An 18257-nucleotide genomic window follows, 5' to 3' on the forward strand; every position below is an offset into this window, starting at 1 on the left:
CATCCGGCGTTTTGGCTTTTCATCCGCGTTTCTCGTGCGTGAAAACGATTGTAGTCCAAAGGTTCAAAGGCAACTCTTGAAGTCGTTCCTTGAGCTGATGGCGTATATCATCCATAGTTCTGATGTCGATTGGGCTGCCCCGGGGGACGACATAATCGACTTCTATATATAGCTTACTCCCCATTTTCTGGAGCCGCATATCATAGGAATCAAAAGAATAGGTGTTGCCGAGTTCAGAAACATGGCCGGCCACTTCTTGTGAAATGACATGTTCAGGCGCCATCTCAAGCAATTCCCTCAGTGCACCATACATTTCCGCCAGCGGTACCTTTATGAAATAGCCGGCCACCAACAGCACCATCAGTGGGTCCACAAACGGTACGATGAAATCAAGTGGTGTAAATGCAAGCCCCCATCCTACGATGAAACCGGCAAAGACACCGAGGCTGAGCAGTGCATCCATATGCCATTGGTTCATTTCCGCCGCAATCAATTCATTATTTTTGCCATGTTTCCTGAAATAGAAATAGGCAATGAAACACCCGACCGTAGAAATGAATGCATAGATAACCCCCGAGGACATGGCGACTTCATTTCCACCTGTAAACAAAGTGGCGAGTGCCTGGACAAGCGAAATGACGATCAGTACAAGGAGGCCGAAATATTTGATGACGATCGTCAATGGGATGAAGCTTTCCTTGCCGAAGGGAAACCGCTCTGGGTCTTCTTTTTTGATGAACCGCAGTGCGACCATGGAAATGAATGAAAGAATGACACTGATGAACGAGTAGTACCCGTCAAACTGTATCATCTGGCTCTTTGCGATGATACCCCACACGATACCGAGTACGGCAAAAGCGATGGCGCCAACAATCGATATGATGATGAGGCGTTCTGCATAATTTTGTTTCATATGTAGTCCTCCTTTCTTATATTCCTTCCCATTATACTACAAATACGGCTCGATTAGCACTGAACGTCTCTATAACAGGGCACCGCGCCTTTACGGTAGGCCCCAAGGATGTTGATGTATCTGCCGGCTTTCCCTACATCATTGAGGGCACGATTTAGTACATCACCCGTACCGGTCTCGACATCGATGAAGAAGCCGTAGGAGAACGGTTTATGCTGGATGGGCCTGGAAGTGAGGTTCAACAGGTTGATGCTGTGCGTGCTGAATATGTTCAGAATCTCATTTAGAGAGCCGGCACTATGATCCGTTTCGATATAGAGGGAAGTCTTGTCTCCACCGGCGTCCGTAATCCGTCCTTTCCTGAAAATCAGGAAGCGGGTTGTGTTTAGCGGATTGTCGCTGATGTTTTCGCTGATGATATGCATATTATAGAGTGCAGCGGCATGGGCTCCAGCTATGGCAGCCATAGTGTCGGCCCCGTCGTTCTTCACCATCTGTACCGCTTCTGCCGTATCAGAGTATTGATGGGGCTTCATTTTCGGATGGTCATTTAAGTAGCCATGGCACTGTTCCAGCGCCTCCGGATGCGAGTAGACATGCTGGACTTGTCCTACGTCCATCGGCACCTTGGAGATGAGGGCATGATCGATCTTAATGTATATTTCATCCACAGCACTAACCTCGAGATATTTCATAAGGTCGATCGTCCGCGTAATCGGGCCGCTGGTGGAATTTTCAACGGGTAGGGCAATGTAATCGACCACACCCCGCATCATGTCGTCGACAAGTGATTTGAAAGTTGCATACCCTTTAGTCGTGTAGGGCGCTTCGCCCATGAACGCCTTGCATGCAAGGGCACTGTAGGACCCTTCTGTACCTTGATATCCAATCAGCATAATAATCCACTCCTAATATGATAATAAAAAAACCATCCTATTCTCCTGTGCCAGGAAAATCCGGATGGTTTTGGTATGATGCACCCAGCCATACGGATCGCCCGATGGCCGAAAATGGAAATGCCCACTTCAAATAGCCACCTTGGATTCAGGGCGTCCACATCCGTGATGGCACATGGACGCTATCTAAAATGGCTGAAAAAGAAAACATTCGATTGATCTGATGTGTACATTTCCATAGGACACACTCGCTTCATCAATAATGCATCCATGTTACCAACCGGCTTACAAATTGTCAATATATTCAGTAAAATATTGACATCATCAGATTTAAATCAAATATAAATTGAAGAAGTCAGACGCACTCTGTGATAATATTAAATTGTCATTCTAGAATATGATGTAGTGCAATGTAACGAGGAGTGTTCATATGGAAAAAATGAGTATAGGTATATTATATGGCGGGCAGTCGACGGAACATGAGGTTTCCATGCGTTCTGCTGCGAGCGTACTGGAAGCCTTGGATAAAACGAAGTACGATGTCAGCCTGATCCACATCACGAAAGAAGGCGAGTGGCTGCTCGCCGACCACAATAAGGGAATTGAAACACTGGTGGACGGTGAGAATGCTGTACAGTTATCCATCCTGCCGTCACAGCAGTTCACTTCACAAAATGGTCCTTGCCATTTTGATGTCATGCTGCCGATACTGCATGGTACTGCAGGGGAAGATGGCATTGTGCAGGGTGTGCTTGAAATGATGGGGATACCGTATGCAGGGTGCAACGTGAGGAGTTCCGCTGTGTGCATGGATAAGGATATGACGAAGCGCCTGCTGAAATTGGAAGGCATCCAAGTTGCAGACTGGGTGGTGTATCGATATGATGAAAAAGAAGATGTCGATTTCGATATCGCAAAAGAACAGCTGGGTCTGCCGATGTTCGTCAAACCGGTAAACCAGGGATCATCAGTCGGGGTGTCGAAAGTGACCGATAAAGCATCATTTGACGAAGCAGTCGCTCTGGCTTTCCAATTCGATACGAAAGTGATGGCTGAAAGTGCGGTCAACGGCCGGGAAATCGAAGTGTCCGTTTTGGGTAATGCGGAACTGACAGCGTCGGTACCAGGTGAAATTGTTGCAAACACCGACTTCTATTCATACGAGTCGAAGTATGAGGATGAGGACGGGGCAGCCCTTGAAATACCGGCGAAACTGCCGCTCCAGACATCTGATGCGATAAGACGGACAGCACTTGATGTATACCGGGCATTGGATTGTGAAGGGATGGCGCGTGTCGATGTCTTCCTGACCGACCAGGACGCGGTCATCGTCAACGAAGTGAACACGCTGCCCGGTTTCACAAGCATCAGCATGTATCCTAAGCTACTTGAAGCTTCAGGCATTGCCTATCCGGAATTGCTGGATCAGCTGATCAGCCTGGCCCGTGAACGGTCTTCAAGGGAAAAGGCATTGAAGACGGATTTGACGTAATCTCGGAATGGTATATGAATATCAATCACAACATTAAAACAGGATTGGGGATGGGAAAAGTGAAGAAGCAATTGGCGGAGAGATTGATGCGGTATGCGAAAATTGATACGCAGTCGGACGCTTCAAGTAAAAGTGTGCCTTCTACAGCTAAACAGTGGGAACTGATCAGGCTGTTGGAGACAGAATTGCAGGAGATGGGGATGCACGAGGTCGAGGTGGATGACAATGGCTACCTGATGGCGACTTTGCCGGCTAATGTAGAAGGTGCACCTGTAATCGGCTTTTTGGCCCATGTGGATACGGCGACAGATTTCACCGGCCAAAATGTCAATCCGCAACTTGTCGATTATCAAGGTGGGGACATCGTCCTGAATGAAGCAAAAGATATCGTCCTGTCCGTGTCCGAGTTTCCGGAGCTCGAAAATTACATAGGGCATCAACTGATGACCACTGATGGAACAACGTTGCTTGGTGCGGACAACAAGGCTGGAATTGCAGAAATCATGACTGCCATGGAGCATCTCATCAAACATCCTGAAATCGAACATGGCACCATAAGGGTCGCATTTACACCAGATGAGGAAATTGGACGGGGCCCCCGTGATTTTGATGTCGAGCGGTTCGGTGCAGACTTCGCCTATACAGTGGACGGCGGTCCATTGGGCGAGCTTCAATATGAGAGTTTCAACGCAGCATCTGCCGTCGTTACATTCACCGGCAACAGTGTACACCCTGGTACAGCGAAGGACAAGATGGTGAATGCGGGGCGCATGGCAGCAGAATTCATCACTCGCTTCGATCCAGAAGATACGCCTGAACATACGGAAGGCTACGAAGGCTTTTTCCATCTCACCAATGTCACCGGTGATGTTGAAGAAACAACAGCGTCCTATATCATCCGGGATTTCGATGCGGCGCGCTTCGAGGAACGGAAAAAGGAAATGAAATCCCATGTAGAAGCGCTCCGGGCCCAGTACGGGGAGGACCGTGTACATTTGGATATGGCGGACCAATACTATAATATGCGGGATAAGATCGAGCCGCGTATGGAAATCGTAGACTTTGCCAGAGAAGCTATGGAATCGTTGGATATCGAACCGGTCATCCAGCCAGTAAGGGGTGGGACGGACGGTTCACAACTCTCGTATAAAGGTCTGCCCACACCGAATATATTCACCGGTGGCGAGAATTTCCACGGAAAATTCGAATATATCTCCACTGACAATATGGTAAAAGCTGCGTCTGTGATCGTCGAAATCAGCAGGAATGCCGCTTTACAAAAGTAACGTTGCGCTGTAGAATATCTTGATAATGATAAGTACTTTTGCCGCCAGGCAGAAGTACTATTTTATGTTTTAGAAATGAAAGAGGGATAAATAATGGCTAATGAACAGCACCCCAGTTCAACAATCAAGCGGCTGCCATTGATGGCTGTCCTTGTCTCAGGTGCTTTTGCTGCGATATTGAACCAGACGCTTTTAGCCACTGCTATCCCACCGATTATGGAGGACCTAAACATAGAGGCCGATCTGGCCCAGTGGCTGCAGTCGATATTCATGCTGGTCAACGGTATCATGATTCCAGTCACAGCATTCCTGATCAATAAATTTACGACACGGGCACTTTTCTTTACGGCGATGGGACTGTTCGGTATCGGTACACTGGTTGCCGGCCTCTCCCCAAACTTCGGAGTGCTGCTGATGGGCCGCGTGCTGCAGGCATCTGGTGCCGGGATCATCATGCCATTGATGCAGACCATCATCTTCCTGATCTATCCGCTGGAAAAAAGAGGGCAGGCCATGGGCATATTCGGACTTGTCATCGGCTTTGCACCGGCCATCGGTCCGACGCTTTCGGGCTGGTTTGTGGAACAGTACCCTTGGCGCGGATTATTCTTCATCATCCTGCCGATCGTCATAATCGACTTGGTTGTGGCATACTTCATACTTAAAAACGTTACGGAACGGACAAATCCGAAACTGGACGTGCCGTCGATCATCCTGTCGACATTCGGATTCGGCGGCTTGCTCTACGGCTTCAGCATCGCTGGAGGTGCGGGATGGACGAGTGCGCCGGTACTTCTGTCAATCGGCTTTGGCGCCATAATCCTATATCTGTTCATCAAACGCCAGCAGAAGCTGGAGCAGCCGATCCTTGAATTCAGGGTGTTCAGGAATAAGATTTTTGCCCTGACCACAGCACTTGGCATGATCGTCTTCATGTCAATGATTGGTGGGGCGGTCATTCTGCCGATACTCATGCAGGACATGATGGGCTTCACAGCATTTGAATCCGGATTGATGCTCTTGCCGGGTGCCTTGATCATGGGAGGGATGAGTCCTGTCACCGGCAGGCTGTTCGATAAATTCGGCGCCCGCTGGCTGGCGATCATCGGCTTATCGCTCGTAACCTTGGGATCGCTCCTATTCACCTTCATCCGGCCGGAGACATCATTCTTCTACTTGACGACAGTCAACGCATTCAGGATGCTCGGTGTCTCGATGGTGATGATGCCTTCCACCACGGCAGGCTTGAATCAGCTCTCTTCGAGACTGATTCCACACGGCACCGCCATGAACAACACGATGCGCCAGATTGCGGGTGCGGTGGGGACTGCCTTGCTTGTATCCATCATGACGAATACGCAAGTGCCATCTGAAGGTATGCAGGGCATGATCCAAGGGGTGAACTACGCGTTCATGTTCGCGACGTTCCTCTCAATAGTCGGACTGATTCTGTCATTCAGGTTGAAGAGTCCAAAAGCATGACGATGAAAAAGGCTAGCCCCATTGGGGGCTGGCCTTTTTTAATCCTCTTCTATTGGACGTGCTTTTGTTATGCCGTCTTCCAGGATTTCATCCGTGGTGACCCGCTTAAGCATAAAGGATAGGCCAAGTGCCACCAGAAGCATCAATGTGGCGATCAGGAAGGCAAAATTTATGCCGTCCAGCATGGCCTGATTGATGACGGCGTCGTCAGTTGAGGAAACACCTTGCAGTTTTGCATTCATCCTGTTCTGCATGACGGTGATCAAAAGTGCTGTACCGATGGCACCAGATACCTGGTTCAACATGCTGTTGATGGAAGAGCCGTGCGGTGTCAGTTTGGGTGTCAGCTGGTTCATCCCGTTGGTCATCACCGGTGTCATGACGAGCGTCATGCCGAATGCCCGGATCGAGTAGAGCATGATCAGAAAGCCATAGCTGGTGTCGAAGGTCAGCCGGCTGAAGAAGTAGGTGGTTACGACGGTCAGGAGGAGACCGGTGATTGCGAGCCGCTTCGGCCCGAACATGTCGAAGAGCTTACCAGAGGCTGGGCTCATAAATCCCATGATCAGGGCGCCCGGCAATAACAGGAGTCCTGTATCGATCGGCGATATCCCCTGGATGTCTTGGAGGTAGATGGGCATGAGGATCATGCCTGAGAACAGTGCCATATTCATTGTGCCGATGAGGATGGAGGATAGGGTGAACATCGGAAACTTGTAGACTGAAAAATCGAGCATCGGCTGTGCCATATGGGTCTGTTTACGTACATAAAGGAAAATGCTGATGAATCCGATAACGAGCGTGATGATGACGTCGGGACGCGTCCACCCACCATTTCCCGCTGAACTGAAGCAATATAGTATGCCGCCAAAACCAAGCGTGGATAGGATGACTGAAGGAATATTGATCTTTATGGCATCTTTAGTTTCTGTTTTAGGGAGTTTGAACCATCCGATTGTAAGGACGATCAGCAATACTGGAACCATCATGAAGAACAGCATATGCCAGGAATAGCTTTGGACGATAAATCCCGATAGTGTGGGCCCGATGGCCGGCGCAAAAAACATGACCAGGCTGAACAAGCCCATGGCCGTTCCGCGGCGGGCAGGCGGAAAGCTCGTGATCATGACGGTCATCAGCAGCGGCATCAATATTGCTGAGCCTGAAGCCTGGATCATCCGGCCAATTAACAGGACATAGAATTCGGGCGATAGTCCGGCCACGAGTGTACCTGTCAGGAAAAGCAGCATGGCAGCCAGGAAAAGTGTTTTGGAACTGAAGCGCTGCATCAGGAAAGCGGTGGTCGGAATGACAATGCCACTGACAAGCATATAGGCCGTGGACACCCACTGCACAGTGGAGGTCGTGATATCAAAGTCATTTTTAATGGACGGCAAGGCGACATTCAGAAAAGTGTTGGAAAGCAGTGCGACGAAAGCACCGGACAATAGTATGAAAATCAAACGGTAATCCGGTTTCTGTTGTATGTTTTGTTTCATGGAATCCCTCTATTTCTCTAAAATCAATAGTCCTATTATATTCCGATTTACGAAATAAGCAAGGGATTCCACTCGCTATAATCTGTTGTCGATGGTGATGTAGATATAGAAGCCGATCGTAATGCCGAGCAGCAGTGAAACGGGTATGGCAAAACTTCCGAATGACGGTGCCAGTGAGGTGATCAGCCAGTAGATTGCCAATGTAATGATGCCCATCAGAATGAGGTTGAGCAGAAAACGTGTCACTATATAAATCTCCTTCAAGTTTATTTGGATTAGATCCCCATCATGGAGTTCTGGAGGTGAGGAGAGGATATGGAAATTCATCCACACTATCGATTATATAGGAAAAAACGATGAATTCAATCAGCTTGCAGCACCAGCTTCTGGATGAAGGAAATTCGCATCATTGATTTGAATCCCGCCTTTCATTTGATAAGAAACCACTTGGAATAAATACCCCTAAAGGGTATAATAAAAGTGAAATGAATACAAGGAGTGATTAGAATGACGGATCATAAGGATAACAGCGCATCACACGATCATCATGACGCCCATCATTCACATGATCATGGAGGACATGACCACGGAGGACACGACCACGGAGATATGGTGGGCGAATTCCGCAGGAAATTTTTCATAATACTTGTCGTGACGATTCCTATCGTACTGCTGTCACCGATGATACAGGGGTTCATGGGGGTCGACTGGCGCTTTCCGGGAGACATGTATATCGTAGCCGCGCTTTCGACATTCGTCTATTTCTATGGAGGTTGGCCTTTCATCAAAGGCGCCGTGGACGAACTTAAAGGAAAAGAACCAGGCATGATGACGCTGATCGGAATGGCGATTTCCATTGCATTCTTCTACAGCATGGCAGTTGTCTTCGGGTTCAACGGGGAACAGATATTCTGGGAGCTGGCGACGCTGGTTCTGATCATGCTGCTTGGCCATTGGATAGAAATGCGCTCCATCAGCAACGCATCACAGGCGTTGGAATCGCTGGCCTCACTGATGCCGAACACCGCAAACCGCATTTCTGCTGACGATGAGGTGGAAGAAGTCGCGGTGGATGATCTGCAGACTGGCGATCTGCTGCTTGTCAGACCTGGCGAGAAGATACCCCTGGACGGTAAAATCGTTAAAGGGACTTCCCAAGTGGACGAATCAATGCTTACAGGAGAGTCCGTACCGACTGAAAAGACAACTGATGATGAAGTGATTGGCGGATCCATCAATAAAGAAGGCTCCCTTACGATCGAAGTGGAAAAGCTGATGGATGACTCCTACCTGAATCAAGTGATTGAAATGGTGAAGGCGTCGCAGGCCTCGAAGTCGAGGACGCAGGATATTACGAACCGGGCCGCCAAGTGGCTGTTCTATATCGCATTGGCAGCTGGCATCATTACATTCTTCGTATGGATCAGTATCGGAGCAAGCATTGATACTTCAATCCAAAGGATGGTTACCGTGATGGTCATCACATGTCCGCACGCCCTAGGGCTCGCGGCACCGTTGGTCATCTCAGTATCCACCGCCCTGTCGGCTAAACATGGGCTGCTTATACGCAACAGGCCACAGTTTGAACAGTCACGGAACATCGATGCTGTAATATTCGATAAGACGGGTACACTGACCGAAGGTGAATTCGGGGTCACCGATGTTCAGACATTCGGCGACATGGATGAAGATGCGATGCTGAGCTTCGCGGCAACTGTGGAAAATGATTCGGAGCATCCCATTGCCCGAGGCATAATCGACGAAGCAGACAGACGCTCACTGGAACTGTATAAAATGAAGGATTTCAATTCCATAACGGGTGTAGGAATTGAAGGGACGATCGACGACAAAAATGTGAAGGTCGTGAGCCCCGGATATGTCAAGGAACAGAAGATGGAATTTGATGATGATAATTTCAATACTTGGTCAAGCCAAGGGAAGACTGTGGTGTTCCTGGTCATCGACGAATCGTTGGCAGGTGCCATCGCTCTAGCCGACAAGATAAAGGAAAGTGCAAAAGAGACGATCGACCAATTGCACAAGCGTAATATAAAAGCCATGATGCTCACCGGAGATAACCAAAAAGTGGCGGATTATGTAGCCCAGCAGATTGGCATAGATGAAGTCTATGCGGAAGTGCTGCCGGATGAAAAAGCCAAGAAGGTGGCGGAAATAAAAGAACGTGGATTGGTCGTCGCAATGACGGGGGACGGCATCAATGATGCACCGGCGTTAACTGAAGCTGACGTCGGCATTGCGGTAGGCGCAGGTACCGATATCGCAATGGATAGTGCAGACATTATACTGGTTGAGAGTAATCCAAAAGATATTCTGGGTATATTCAGCCTATCTAAGAAAACCTTCAACAAAATGGTCCAGAACTTGGTATGGGCGACAGGCTACAACGTATTTGCGATTCCGTTGGCAGCTGGGGTGCTCGCGCCATGGGGCATTGTGCTGAGTCCTGCTGTTGGTGCGATATTGATGAGTTTGAGTACAATCATCGTCGCCATCAACGCCCAGCTCCTGCATCGCTTTGAAATGGAATGATGCACCGTGTTGGATATAAAGAAAGCGTCCATCCTGAAAGGATGGACGCTTTATCAATCAGTGGCACTTTACTTGGACTCAGGTGAAGCCAGTTCGCTTTCGACAACCCATTTATGGTTCTCGACTTCCTCATCGGTATCGGTGGTTGTAAAGTCGACCATGTATACGGTCGTCTGCTTAGCCGAATCGATTGTGGCTTCAGCACCTTTCATACCGACCATATGCTGTGCATTCATGACGACCTCATCACCTGGTTCAAGCGGTGCATCACCCGGGTCTTCCAGTTCTTCATGGATCACCCATTTATGGTCTTCAACCTTATCCCCACCATTTGTAGGGATGTATGAAACTGTGTAGACCGTCGTATCGAAGGCACCCGAGATGGTTGCTTCAGCACCATCCATGCCTGACATATGATCAGCCTGGATGATGGCAGTGCTGCCCACTTCAAATTTTGGATCATCTGCTTCCTCTAAATCATCAGGTACTTCTCCTGTGCTGGACATCTCATCTGCAGAATGCTCCATGCCGCTACTTTCTTCAGACTGTGGTTCAGTTGTCTGTACTTCGTCGCTGCTTGTATCAGCCGCTTCACCGCAGGCAGTCAACGTAAGGGCGGTGAAGATGGATAGGAAGCCCAATGAAATTTTGTGCTTTAACATGCAATCCCTCCGAATATATTGATCTAATATACCTTACCCGCGTATTTCGCATTTTATGTGCTTTTTTCAAAAAAAGAAAATGGAACCCCGGGCGGCACAAATTACCTTAGCTTTTGATATATTATGGCTAAGGGCATAAATCGAATGGAGGGTATGAAATGATGCATGGTTATGGCATGGGCGGATTTTTCGGTTTGGGTCTTTTCGATCTGATTGTCATCATTGCGCTCTTCCTCATATTGATCTGGGTCATTAAGGGGAACAATAGAAACAATGATCGGCAGCCAGAAGATCGCGCGTTAGGCATACTGAACGAACGTCTTGCCAAAGGTGAAATTTCAGAAGAAGAGTATGAGCGTTTAAGAGAGAAAATTGGAAATTAACGGCAAAAAACATCCGGGTGCCCTCTGTATGAAGCATCCGGATGTTTTTGTATGAGCCCGCAGTCTGAGTGTAATGTACGTTGCATCAAGACGTCCGGCCCCAGCTAAATGTCACGGCTCATCAATACGGTCTTCAGTATATGGCCATCGAAATCATCGTCATATTCCTTGACCATCCTGAATCCTTTGGTGTCGTAGAATCGTCTGCCGATCATATTTTCTTTTTCCACTTCGACATAGATGGTGGTCATATCTTCAATCTGTTCCACCCCGTGTTCCAGCAATAGAGTGCCGATTCCTTTATTCTGGGCGTCCGGATGCAGATAGATGGCGTTGAGCATGGTCTTTCCGTCTGCGTCAGGTGGAGTGAATTCGGCAAAGCCGATCACACGCCCGTCCTCTTCAGCTGCGAACATATGGGATTGGGTGAGTTTATGGTGCATCATGTCTGTGCTGTAGGCCAGGTCTAGAAAACGGTTCTGGATATCGAGCGGGATGATTCCTTCATATACAGCATGCCAGCTGGCGGTGGCCGTCTCCTGTACAGCTTCAATATCTGAACTCGTCATTTCACGAATCTTTGGGTTCATGGTGTCCCCTCCATATCTGATGTTTTATTCCGCTCAGGTAAAGTCAGTGCAGCGGAAGGCGCTGCTTACATGCGTCCTTTCATCATACCATGCCAGTACATGGCCGGCAGGCCGTATTTCTTCATGATATACATGCTCCTTCTTTCTTTAGCCTGGTTGAAGGGAAAGGTTTCGGAAGGGACATTATCATATTTGAATTCCGCCATGACAAGTGAGCCATAACCTGTGACCAGGGGACATGAAGTGTAGCCATCATACCGCCTCCATGGCGCATTGCCCTTGATCAGGGCATGCAGGTTGGAGACGACTACAGGAGCCTGCTTTCTGATGGCCGCTCCTGTCTTTGAAGTCGGCAGGTTGGAGGCGTCTCCCAGGCTGAATATATTTTTGAACTTCTTATGCTGGAGCGTAGAGGCGTCTACATCGACCCAACCCGCTCCATCGGCAATCGCGCTGCCTTTGATGAAGTCGGGTGCACTCATGTAGGGCACGACATGAATCATATCATAGTCCAGTGTCTCGGTTTCTCCGGTCTCCACGTGTTTGAATGTGGCTTTTTTGTTGGGGCCATCAATTTTGACAAGATCTTTTTTAAAACCAGTCCGGATGTCCCGTCGCTCTATTACCGCATCCAAGGTCCTGCTGTACTTTTCAACGGGGAAGATGGAGGGGTTGGCTGACCTGAACATCACTTCAGAGTCATCGCGTATACCTGTCCTCCGGAAGGCATCTTCCGCAAGATACATGATTTTTTGGGGTGCCCCTCCACATTTGATGGGGGAGGCCGGGTGGGTAAAGAGGGCGCGCCCTCCTTTGAAGTTGCTGATCATTTCCCATGTGTATTGGACATGCTCATAGGAATAGTTGCTGCATATTCCGTATTTTCCAAGCCCATCTGCCAATCCTTCAATTTTATCCCAGTCAAGCTGAAGCCCCGGACAGACTACAAGATAGTTATAGTGCACTTCAGTGCCCGATTCCGTTTTAACGGTTTGTCCATAGGGATCGATTTCACTGGCAGGTGTCTTGTACCATCTGACGCCTTTAGGAATCAGGGTGGCTTCCTTGCGTCCAGTCTCTTCCTTCGTCACTTCACCCCCACCGACCAGTGTCCATAGAGGCTGATAATAGTGATCTTCTGCAGGGTCCATGATTGCGATATCCAGAGTATGCGACAGCCGTTTTAAGCGGGCAGCCATTGTAATGCCGGCCGTGCCCCCACCGATGATTAGAATTTGATGATGTTCCATAACAAGTCCCTCCAAAATATAATGAGTATCTGAAGACTGTAATTGAGAACGTTTACTTAGAAACATTATCTCCTGTGCGGAGTAAAAATGCAATCCAACTGAAAAATGGAAAATTCGAGATGTTTATATGAATAAAACAGCAGTGAACGGGTATGTAATGTATAGATGACAAAAACACAAAATGGAGGTTCAACATCAATGGCTAAAGAACTACTACTTTTTGAATTGAACACTGTACGTGACTGGACTATGAGCGTATTTGATAAAATTAACGAAGAAGATATGCACCATATCCCTGAAGGCTTCAACAACAGCCTGCATTGGCAGTTCGGACATGTCGCAACGATGATGGAAATGGTTACGGCTGCTGTCACGGATAAAAATACAGATACGCATAAAAAGTATGCAAAGTATTTCGGAACAGGGACAAGTCCTGATGACTTCGACGATGATACACCAGATACCAAAGAGATCGAAGCATTACTGCGCGGTCACATGGCACGTCTTGAAGATGTAGAAGAAGAAGTGCTTCAGGAGGATCTTCCACGCGAGTTCATGGGCATGACCAAGCGTTATGAACAGGTTGGATTTGTTGCACTCCATGAAGCGATGCACGTAGGTAAAATGCAGGAGATGAAGCGTGTACTGGACAACAGGGGCGTATCCTAAAATAGTCCAATAAGATATTGAAGGGCCGACATCCATTTGGATGCCGGTCTTTTTTGTCTGATGGTATCAGAGGTTCAGAAGATAAAAAAAGCCGGCCTTAAAAGGCCGGTGTGCAAATATTATTTTCCGAGTTTATCTATAACTGCCTGGGCAGCAGCTTCAGCTGAAGCTGGATTTTGTCCTGTGATGAATTGGCCATCTTTTACGACATGTTCCTCCATTGCTTCCCCAACTACGAATCCTGCGCCGTTTTCCTCCAACTTGGATTGGAGTGCAAAGGGCATATCGTCGTAGAGTTTCATGGCTTTCTCTTCTTCATTTGTGAAACCTGTGAGTTTGACGCCATCGACCACATATTTGCCATCTTTAGTCTTGGCATCTGCAAATGCTGCAGGGCCGTGGCAGACTGCTGCAATCGTGCGGCCGTCATCTTTGAAGAACGCAAGGATATTCTGAATATCCGCCTGCCCAGGGAAGTCGTACATTGTGCCGTGCCCTCCGGCGAAGAAGATTGCATCGTAGCCTTCATAGACCATGTCCTTGACACGTTTAGTGTCCTGAAGCAGTTTGATGATGTCTTTCTCGTTCTCGTCCTGTCCATCTTCCAGGGAATTTGGATCGAGCGGTACTGCGCCACCTTTTGGAGATGCGAAATCCACTCTATAGCCTGCTCCCTGGAAGACATGATACGGTTCAGCCGCTTCGCTCAGCCATAGTCCTGTCGGTCTGCTGTCGTCGTTGTTTATCGTCCCATGGTTGGTCACGATGATCAATACTGATTTACTCATAATGATATCCTCTCCTTTCTATTTGATTTACCCTTATCATGTTATACTTAATCTTAAATGGAAACTAGAGTTTGAAATGGGTCCATTTATCAATCATATCTTCGTATGGGGGTAAAGAAATGAAAGTCGATTTTGGCAATGTAGCGGACAATTACCTTAAGTATAGAAATGATATCCCAGAACGTCTGATACCTGAATTGGAAATGCGTGAAGTCGCCATTTCAGGCAGCAAAGTGGCAGAGCTTGGAGCGGGTCCCGGTCTACTCAGCAAAATGCTCAGCGCACGAGGCGCCGTGATCGATGCTGTGGAGCCTTCCCCTGAACTGATTGAAGCTGGACGGAAACATATTGGAGATGAGCTGGAAGTCGTCTTCAGGGAAGGGTATGCTGAAGATACGGGATTGATCGAAGAAAACTACGATATCGTTACAGTCATGCGCGCCTGGCATTGGTTCGACCGGGAAGCGACGATTAAGGAAGTGCAACGAATCCTGAAGCCCGGTGGGTATCTGATCATCATGGATTCAGGGTTCACCTCCGCATCCAAAATCGTCAAAGAATCGATGAAGACGATACAGAACTACTCGCCAGATAGACAAATCCGGCCAGCAGGCACAAAAGACAATACGACTCAGATGATCAACAGTTTTCCGGTTGAGTGGTTTGAGGAATGGAAAACTTCACGTTTTGACCTGATGGAATTGTTCAAGATTGATTACGATGTAAAGTTCACCAATGAAGAGTGGATCGGCAGACTGTCCTCTGTATCTTGGGTGGCAGGCATGAAGGAGAAGCAGCGGAAGAACACATTGGCGCGGGTAGCCTCATACCTGGAAGAACACTTCCCTGATACGGTACACACGATTCCCCATATACTCAGTGTCGCCATACTAAAGAATAAAAATATAAAAAATGACTGATGAATGCATCGCTTTTGTTTTATGGATGATAGCAGGGAGGGAAAGGCATGTGGCAGGTTAGATCGTTTGAGGAATTGGATGTCGCGACACTGGAGGAGATATACCGCTTGAGGACTTCCGTGTTCGTCGTCGAACAGGAATGCCCCTATCAGGAAGTGGATGGCAGAGATCCGGAATGCACCCATATCTATAAGAAGGATGAATCGGGCATCGCAGCCTATTTGAGGATTGTGCCGGGGAAACCGATTGCGATCGGTCGGGTCATCGTCAGGAAAGACCATAGGAAAAAAGGGCTCGGTAAAGCGTTGATGGAACAGGCGATGCACTATGTAGGAAAGGTGCACCCAGGTGAGAAGGTCTATCTGCATGGCCAGGCCCACTTGGAAAGGTTCTATCAGCAGTTCGGCTTCAAGAAGACTTCGGAAGTGCATCTGGAAGATGGCATCCCCCATATCGATATGACGTACCAGACGGATCAGGCATAAGGCCTGATCCGTTTTTATTATGCAAGTTGTGAATTCAATGCATAATTCCAATGGAAGAGGGGGAGTGTCCGCGAGGAAAATTCTTTTTTTCACGCTGCATAAATGTCCCTAAGATAATCTATATTCAGAAAATACCAGTTCAATGCATTTATCCGCAAAGAAACCGATTGCATATGCATAATGATTCAAATTAAGGCATAAGGTATCTATTAACGTAATATTAATGAAATTATATTACATATTTTTAAAATTTTATTAGAATTGTTTAAAAATTATCAATAGATTTATTTTGGTAAAAACATCACAATATACTTGATAAAGTACTGATATAATGGTATATTATATACATAAAGAAAGATAATTAAATATTTATATATAAATTATATTACAAATTTACAGGAGGAATTTTTAATGTTCTCAACTGATCGCATTACTGCCGAACTTCGCCTTGAAGAGTACAAGAAAATAGCTGAAAGCTATTCTCACCTTGCTGAAAAGGAAGAAGAGAAGGAACCACGCACTAAAAGATCAATCTTTACTAGATTTCTGACTAGAATAACTGCATAATAATACAAAAAAGGTCGTCCCTGATAAGAAGAGGGACGGCCTTTTTTGTATTCATCATGATAGATTGAGCTGCCATGTGACGCCAAACTGATCCTGTATCCAGGCGAATTGCCTCGAAAATCCGTATTCATCCAAAGGCATGTGTATGGCGCCTTTCTTTTTGAGCTTTCTGTAGTAGAGGTTGATTTCATCAGAGGACATGCATTCGATGAAGAATGACATGCTGGGAGTGAATGTGAATTCTGCAGGTGTCTGGCTGTCCATCACCATGATCAGTTGGCCCTGTATCTGGATGGCACCCTGCATCACTTTGCCGGCCATTTCAGGGGTATCTTCCCCATAGTGGGTCAGCATGCGTATGTGTGCATCCTTGAATGTTTCTTCATAGTAGCGCATGGCCGCTTCGGCACTGCCTTGGAACGTGAGGAATGGAGCGATTGATTTCATGGAAACTCTCCTTTAGTTTACTTCATTATATCAAAGGACTTGATGGTGTACATGAAACGTTTTCCATAAAGGAGTTGAAGATATAAAGGACATGGTGCAGGTGACGGTATTAGACTAGGAATAGATTGATGGATCCATGTTTTTTATTCCCTCAACCCAGAGGTTAGGAATATGGTAAAATTCTAATTGTTGAAGTTTTATAGAATATGGAGGGGAGGATATGGACAAATTGAATTTTGTTCATACATGATCATATGTTTAAAAAAGAAGAGACAATTTCCTTTTTGACAGAACTGCTGTCGATCAACAGCCCGTCGGGGTATACGAAGCATGCGGTGGACTACGTGCGTGAGACGCTTGAAGAAGTGGGCTATGATACGGAGACAACGCCGAAAGGCAATCTGATCGTCAGTGTGGCAGGTCAGGACACAAAACGCACCCGCGGGCTCAGTGCCCATATCGATACACTCGGCCTGATGGTGCGTTCAATCAATGATGACGGTACACTGTCCCTGACCAAGATCGGCGGACCGCTCACACCGACACTTGATGGTGAATACTGCGATATCATCACACGTGATGACAAAGTGTTTACAGGGACAATCCTATCCAAGTCGCCATCGATCCATGTCTACAAAGATGCAGCGACTAAAGAGCGTGATATCGATAATCTCATTGTAAAGCTGGATGAGCGTGTGAGCAGTAAAGAAGATGTAAAGGGATTGGGTATCCAGAACGGGGACATCATTGCCTATGATCCGAAAGTCGTCGTCACCGATTCAGGGTTTGTAAAATCCAGGTTCCTAGATGATAAAGCATCTGTCGCCATCCTGGTCAGTGTACTGAAGGCCCTGAAGACAGAAGATATTCTGCCTGCCACAAATCTGAAATTCATCTTCTCCACCTATGAGGAAGTCGGTCATGGGGCGTCATGGATACCAGAAGACATCACAGAACTTCTCGCAGTCGATATGGGATGCATTGGGCTGGACCTTGAATGTACAGAGTTCGATGCGTCCATCTGCGCCAAAGACTCCTCCGGCCCCTACGATTACGGTATGACTACAGATCTGATCAATCATGCAAAACGTAAGGAGCTCAACTATGCCGTTGATATTTATCCGATGTACGGCAGTGACGCATCTGCAGCCCTACGCGCCGGCGCAAACATCAAAGGTGCACTCATCGGACCAGGCGTTGCAAGCAGTCATGGCATGGAACGTACACATACGGAGGCCATAAGGAATACATTTGAGCTGATTATGGCGTATATATAAGATCAGAACTCGAAACCGATCAGGGCTTGCACAAAAGCCTTAAGCAGTACAAATCCCCCCGACCGGCACGGTCGGGGGGATTTCTTTGGAACTACGGACTT

General features: G+C 47.5%; 19 protein-coding genes. 10 read left to right on the forward strand and 9 right to left on the reverse strand.

What is annotated here, in order from left to right; genetic code table 11:
* Nucleotides 1-19 precede the first annotated feature (19 nt).
* Together ACFFLE_RS03075 and ACFFLE_RS03080 are read right to left on the reverse strand one after the other, a co-directional pair.
* A complete protein-coding gene (locus tag ACFFLE_RS03075) occupies nt 20-913 on the reverse strand; it encodes a cation diffusion facilitator family transporter (RefSeq protein ID WP_380569698.1) in 894 nt (297 codons plus the stop codon).
* Nucleotides 914-966: 53 nt separating this feature from the next.
* The gene (locus ACFFLE_RS03080; protein ID WP_380569699.1) at nt 967-1809 is read right to left on the reverse strand and encodes a prephenate dehydratase; all 843 of its coding nucleotides are present in this window, start codon (nt 1807-1809) and stop codon (nt 967-969) included.
* Between the two features lie 430 nt (nt 1810-2239).
* On the opposite strand from ACFFLE_RS03080, the gene ACFFLE_RS03085 reads away from it, so the two are divergent.
* The 3 genes from ACFFLE_RS03085 (at nt 2240) to ACFFLE_RS03095 (ending at nt 6069) form a co-directional block, all read left to right on the forward strand.
* Nucleotides 2240-3301, forward strand: a complete 1062-nt coding sequence (locus ACFFLE_RS03085; protein WP_380569700.1) for a D-alanine--D-alanine ligase family protein — start codon at nt 2240-2242, stop codon at nt 3299-3301.
* A 59-nt stretch (nt 3302-3360) separates the two neighbouring features.
* Nucleotides 3361-4587, forward strand: a complete 1227-nt coding sequence (gene pepT, locus ACFFLE_RS03090) for a peptidase T (protein WP_380569701.1) — start codon at nt 3361-3363, stop codon at nt 4585-4587.
* A 93-nt stretch (nt 4588-4680) separates the two neighbouring features.
* On the forward strand, nt 4681-6069 hold the full coding sequence (locus ACFFLE_RS03095; RefSeq protein WP_380569702.1) for an MDR family MFS transporter: 1389 nt from the start codon (nt 4681-4683) through the stop codon (nt 6067-6069).
* Between the two features lie 38 nt (nt 6070-6107).
* Here the strand turns inward: ACFFLE_RS03095 and ACFFLE_RS03100 are convergent, their stop codons facing one another.
* Nucleotides 6108-7568 carry an MDR family MFS transporter gene (locus ACFFLE_RS03100; RefSeq protein ID WP_380569703.1) on the reverse strand — a complete coding sequence of 487 codons (1461 nt, stop codon included), beginning with the start codon at nt 7566-7568 and terminating at the stop codon, nt 6108-6110.
* A 75-nt stretch (nt 7569-7643) separates the two neighbouring features.
* Entirely contained in the window at nt 7644-7814 is a 171-nt protein-coding gene (locus ACFFLE_RS03105) for a hypothetical protein (RefSeq protein ID WP_380569704.1), read from the reverse strand.
* A gap of 261 nt (nt 7815-8075) precedes the next feature.
* Here ACFFLE_RS03105 and ACFFLE_RS03110 point away from each other — a divergent pair, with 261 nt between their 5' ends.
* On the forward strand, nt 8076-10118 hold the full coding sequence (locus ACFFLE_RS03110; RefSeq protein WP_380569705.1) for a heavy metal translocating P-type ATPase: 2043 nt from the start codon (nt 8076-8078) through the stop codon (nt 10116-10118).
* Nucleotides 10119-10186: 68 nt separating this feature from the next.
* On the opposite strand, the gene ACFFLE_RS03115 is transcribed toward ACFFLE_RS03110, so the two are convergent.
* Nucleotides 10187-10780 (reverse strand): YdhK family protein, encoded by a 594-nt coding sequence (locus tag ACFFLE_RS03115; RefSeq protein ID WP_380569706.1) that lies wholly within the window; start codon nt 10778-10780, stop codon nt 10187-10189.
* A gap of 158 nt (nt 10781-10938) precedes the next feature.
* Here ACFFLE_RS03115 and ACFFLE_RS03120 point away from each other — a divergent pair, with 158 nt between their 5' ends.
* A complete protein-coding gene (locus ACFFLE_RS03120; protein WP_380569707.1) occupies nt 10939-11163 on the forward strand; it encodes an SHOCT domain-containing protein in 225 nt (74 codons plus the stop codon).
* A gap of 104 nt (nt 11164-11267) precedes the next feature.
* Here the strand turns inward: ACFFLE_RS03120 and ACFFLE_RS03125 are convergent, their stop codons facing one another.
* Complete coding sequence (locus ACFFLE_RS03125; RefSeq protein ID WP_380569708.1) at nt 11268-11753, reverse strand: GNAT family N-acetyltransferase; 486 nt, start codon at nt 11751-11753, stop codon at nt 11268-11270.
* 65 nt (nt 11754-11818) lie between these two features.
* On the reverse strand, nt 11819-13003 hold the full coding sequence (locus ACFFLE_RS03130; protein ID WP_380569709.1) for an NAD(P)/FAD-dependent oxidoreductase: 1185 nt from the start codon (nt 13001-13003) through the stop codon (nt 11819-11821).
* A 198-nt stretch (nt 13004-13201) separates the two neighbouring features.
* Here ACFFLE_RS03130 and ACFFLE_RS03135 point away from each other — a divergent pair, with 198 nt between their 5' ends.
* Entirely contained in the window at nt 13202-13672 is a 471-nt protein-coding gene (locus ACFFLE_RS03135) for a DinB family protein (protein WP_380569710.1), read from the forward strand.
* A 119-nt stretch (nt 13673-13791) separates the two neighbouring features.
* Here the strand turns inward: ACFFLE_RS03135 and ACFFLE_RS03140 are convergent, their stop codons facing one another.
* On the reverse strand, nt 13792-14460 hold the full coding sequence (locus tag ACFFLE_RS03140) for a type 1 glutamine amidotransferase domain-containing protein (RefSeq protein ID WP_380569711.1): 669 nt from the start codon (nt 14458-14460) through the stop codon (nt 13792-13794).
* 119 nt (nt 14461-14579) lie between these two features.
* On the opposite strand from ACFFLE_RS03140, the gene ACFFLE_RS03145 reads away from it, so the two are divergent.
* From ACFFLE_RS03145 to ACFFLE_RS03155, 3 genes are all read left to right on the forward strand, one after another.
* Nucleotides 14580-15380 (forward strand): class I SAM-dependent methyltransferase, encoded by an 801-nt coding sequence (locus ACFFLE_RS03145; RefSeq protein WP_380569712.1) that lies wholly within the window; start codon nt 14580-14582, stop codon nt 15378-15380.
* A 47-nt stretch (nt 15381-15427) separates the two neighbouring features.
* Nucleotides 15428-15865 (forward strand): GNAT family N-acetyltransferase, encoded by a 438-nt coding sequence (locus tag ACFFLE_RS03150; protein WP_380569713.1) that lies wholly within the window; start codon nt 15428-15430, stop codon nt 15863-15865.
* A 411-nt stretch (nt 15866-16276) separates the two neighbouring features.
* Nucleotides 16277-16432 carry a hypothetical protein gene (locus ACFFLE_RS03155; protein WP_380569714.1) on the forward strand — a complete coding sequence of 52 codons (156 nt, stop codon included), beginning with the start codon at nt 16277-16279 and terminating at the stop codon, nt 16430-16432.
* Between the two features lie 54 nt (nt 16433-16486).
* On the opposite strand, the gene ACFFLE_RS03160 is transcribed toward ACFFLE_RS03155, so the two are convergent.
* The gene (locus ACFFLE_RS03160) at nt 16487-16879 is read right to left on the reverse strand and encodes a VOC family protein (protein ID WP_380569715.1); all 393 of its coding nucleotides are present in this window, start codon (nt 16877-16879) and stop codon (nt 16487-16489) included.
* Between the two features lie 254 nt (nt 16880-17133).
* On the opposite strand from ACFFLE_RS03160, the gene ACFFLE_RS03165 reads away from it, so the two are divergent.
* Nucleotides 17134-18156, forward strand: a complete 1023-nt coding sequence (locus tag ACFFLE_RS03165; protein WP_380569743.1) for a M42 family metallopeptidase — start codon at nt 17134-17136, stop codon at nt 18154-18156.
* Nucleotides 18157-18257: the final 101 nt, after the last annotated feature.

The organism is Salinicoccus siamensis, assembly GCF_042429615.1.
Taxonomy (GTDB): Bacteria; Bacillota; Bacilli; order Staphylococcales; family Salinicoccaceae; genus Salinicoccus; species Salinicoccus siamensis.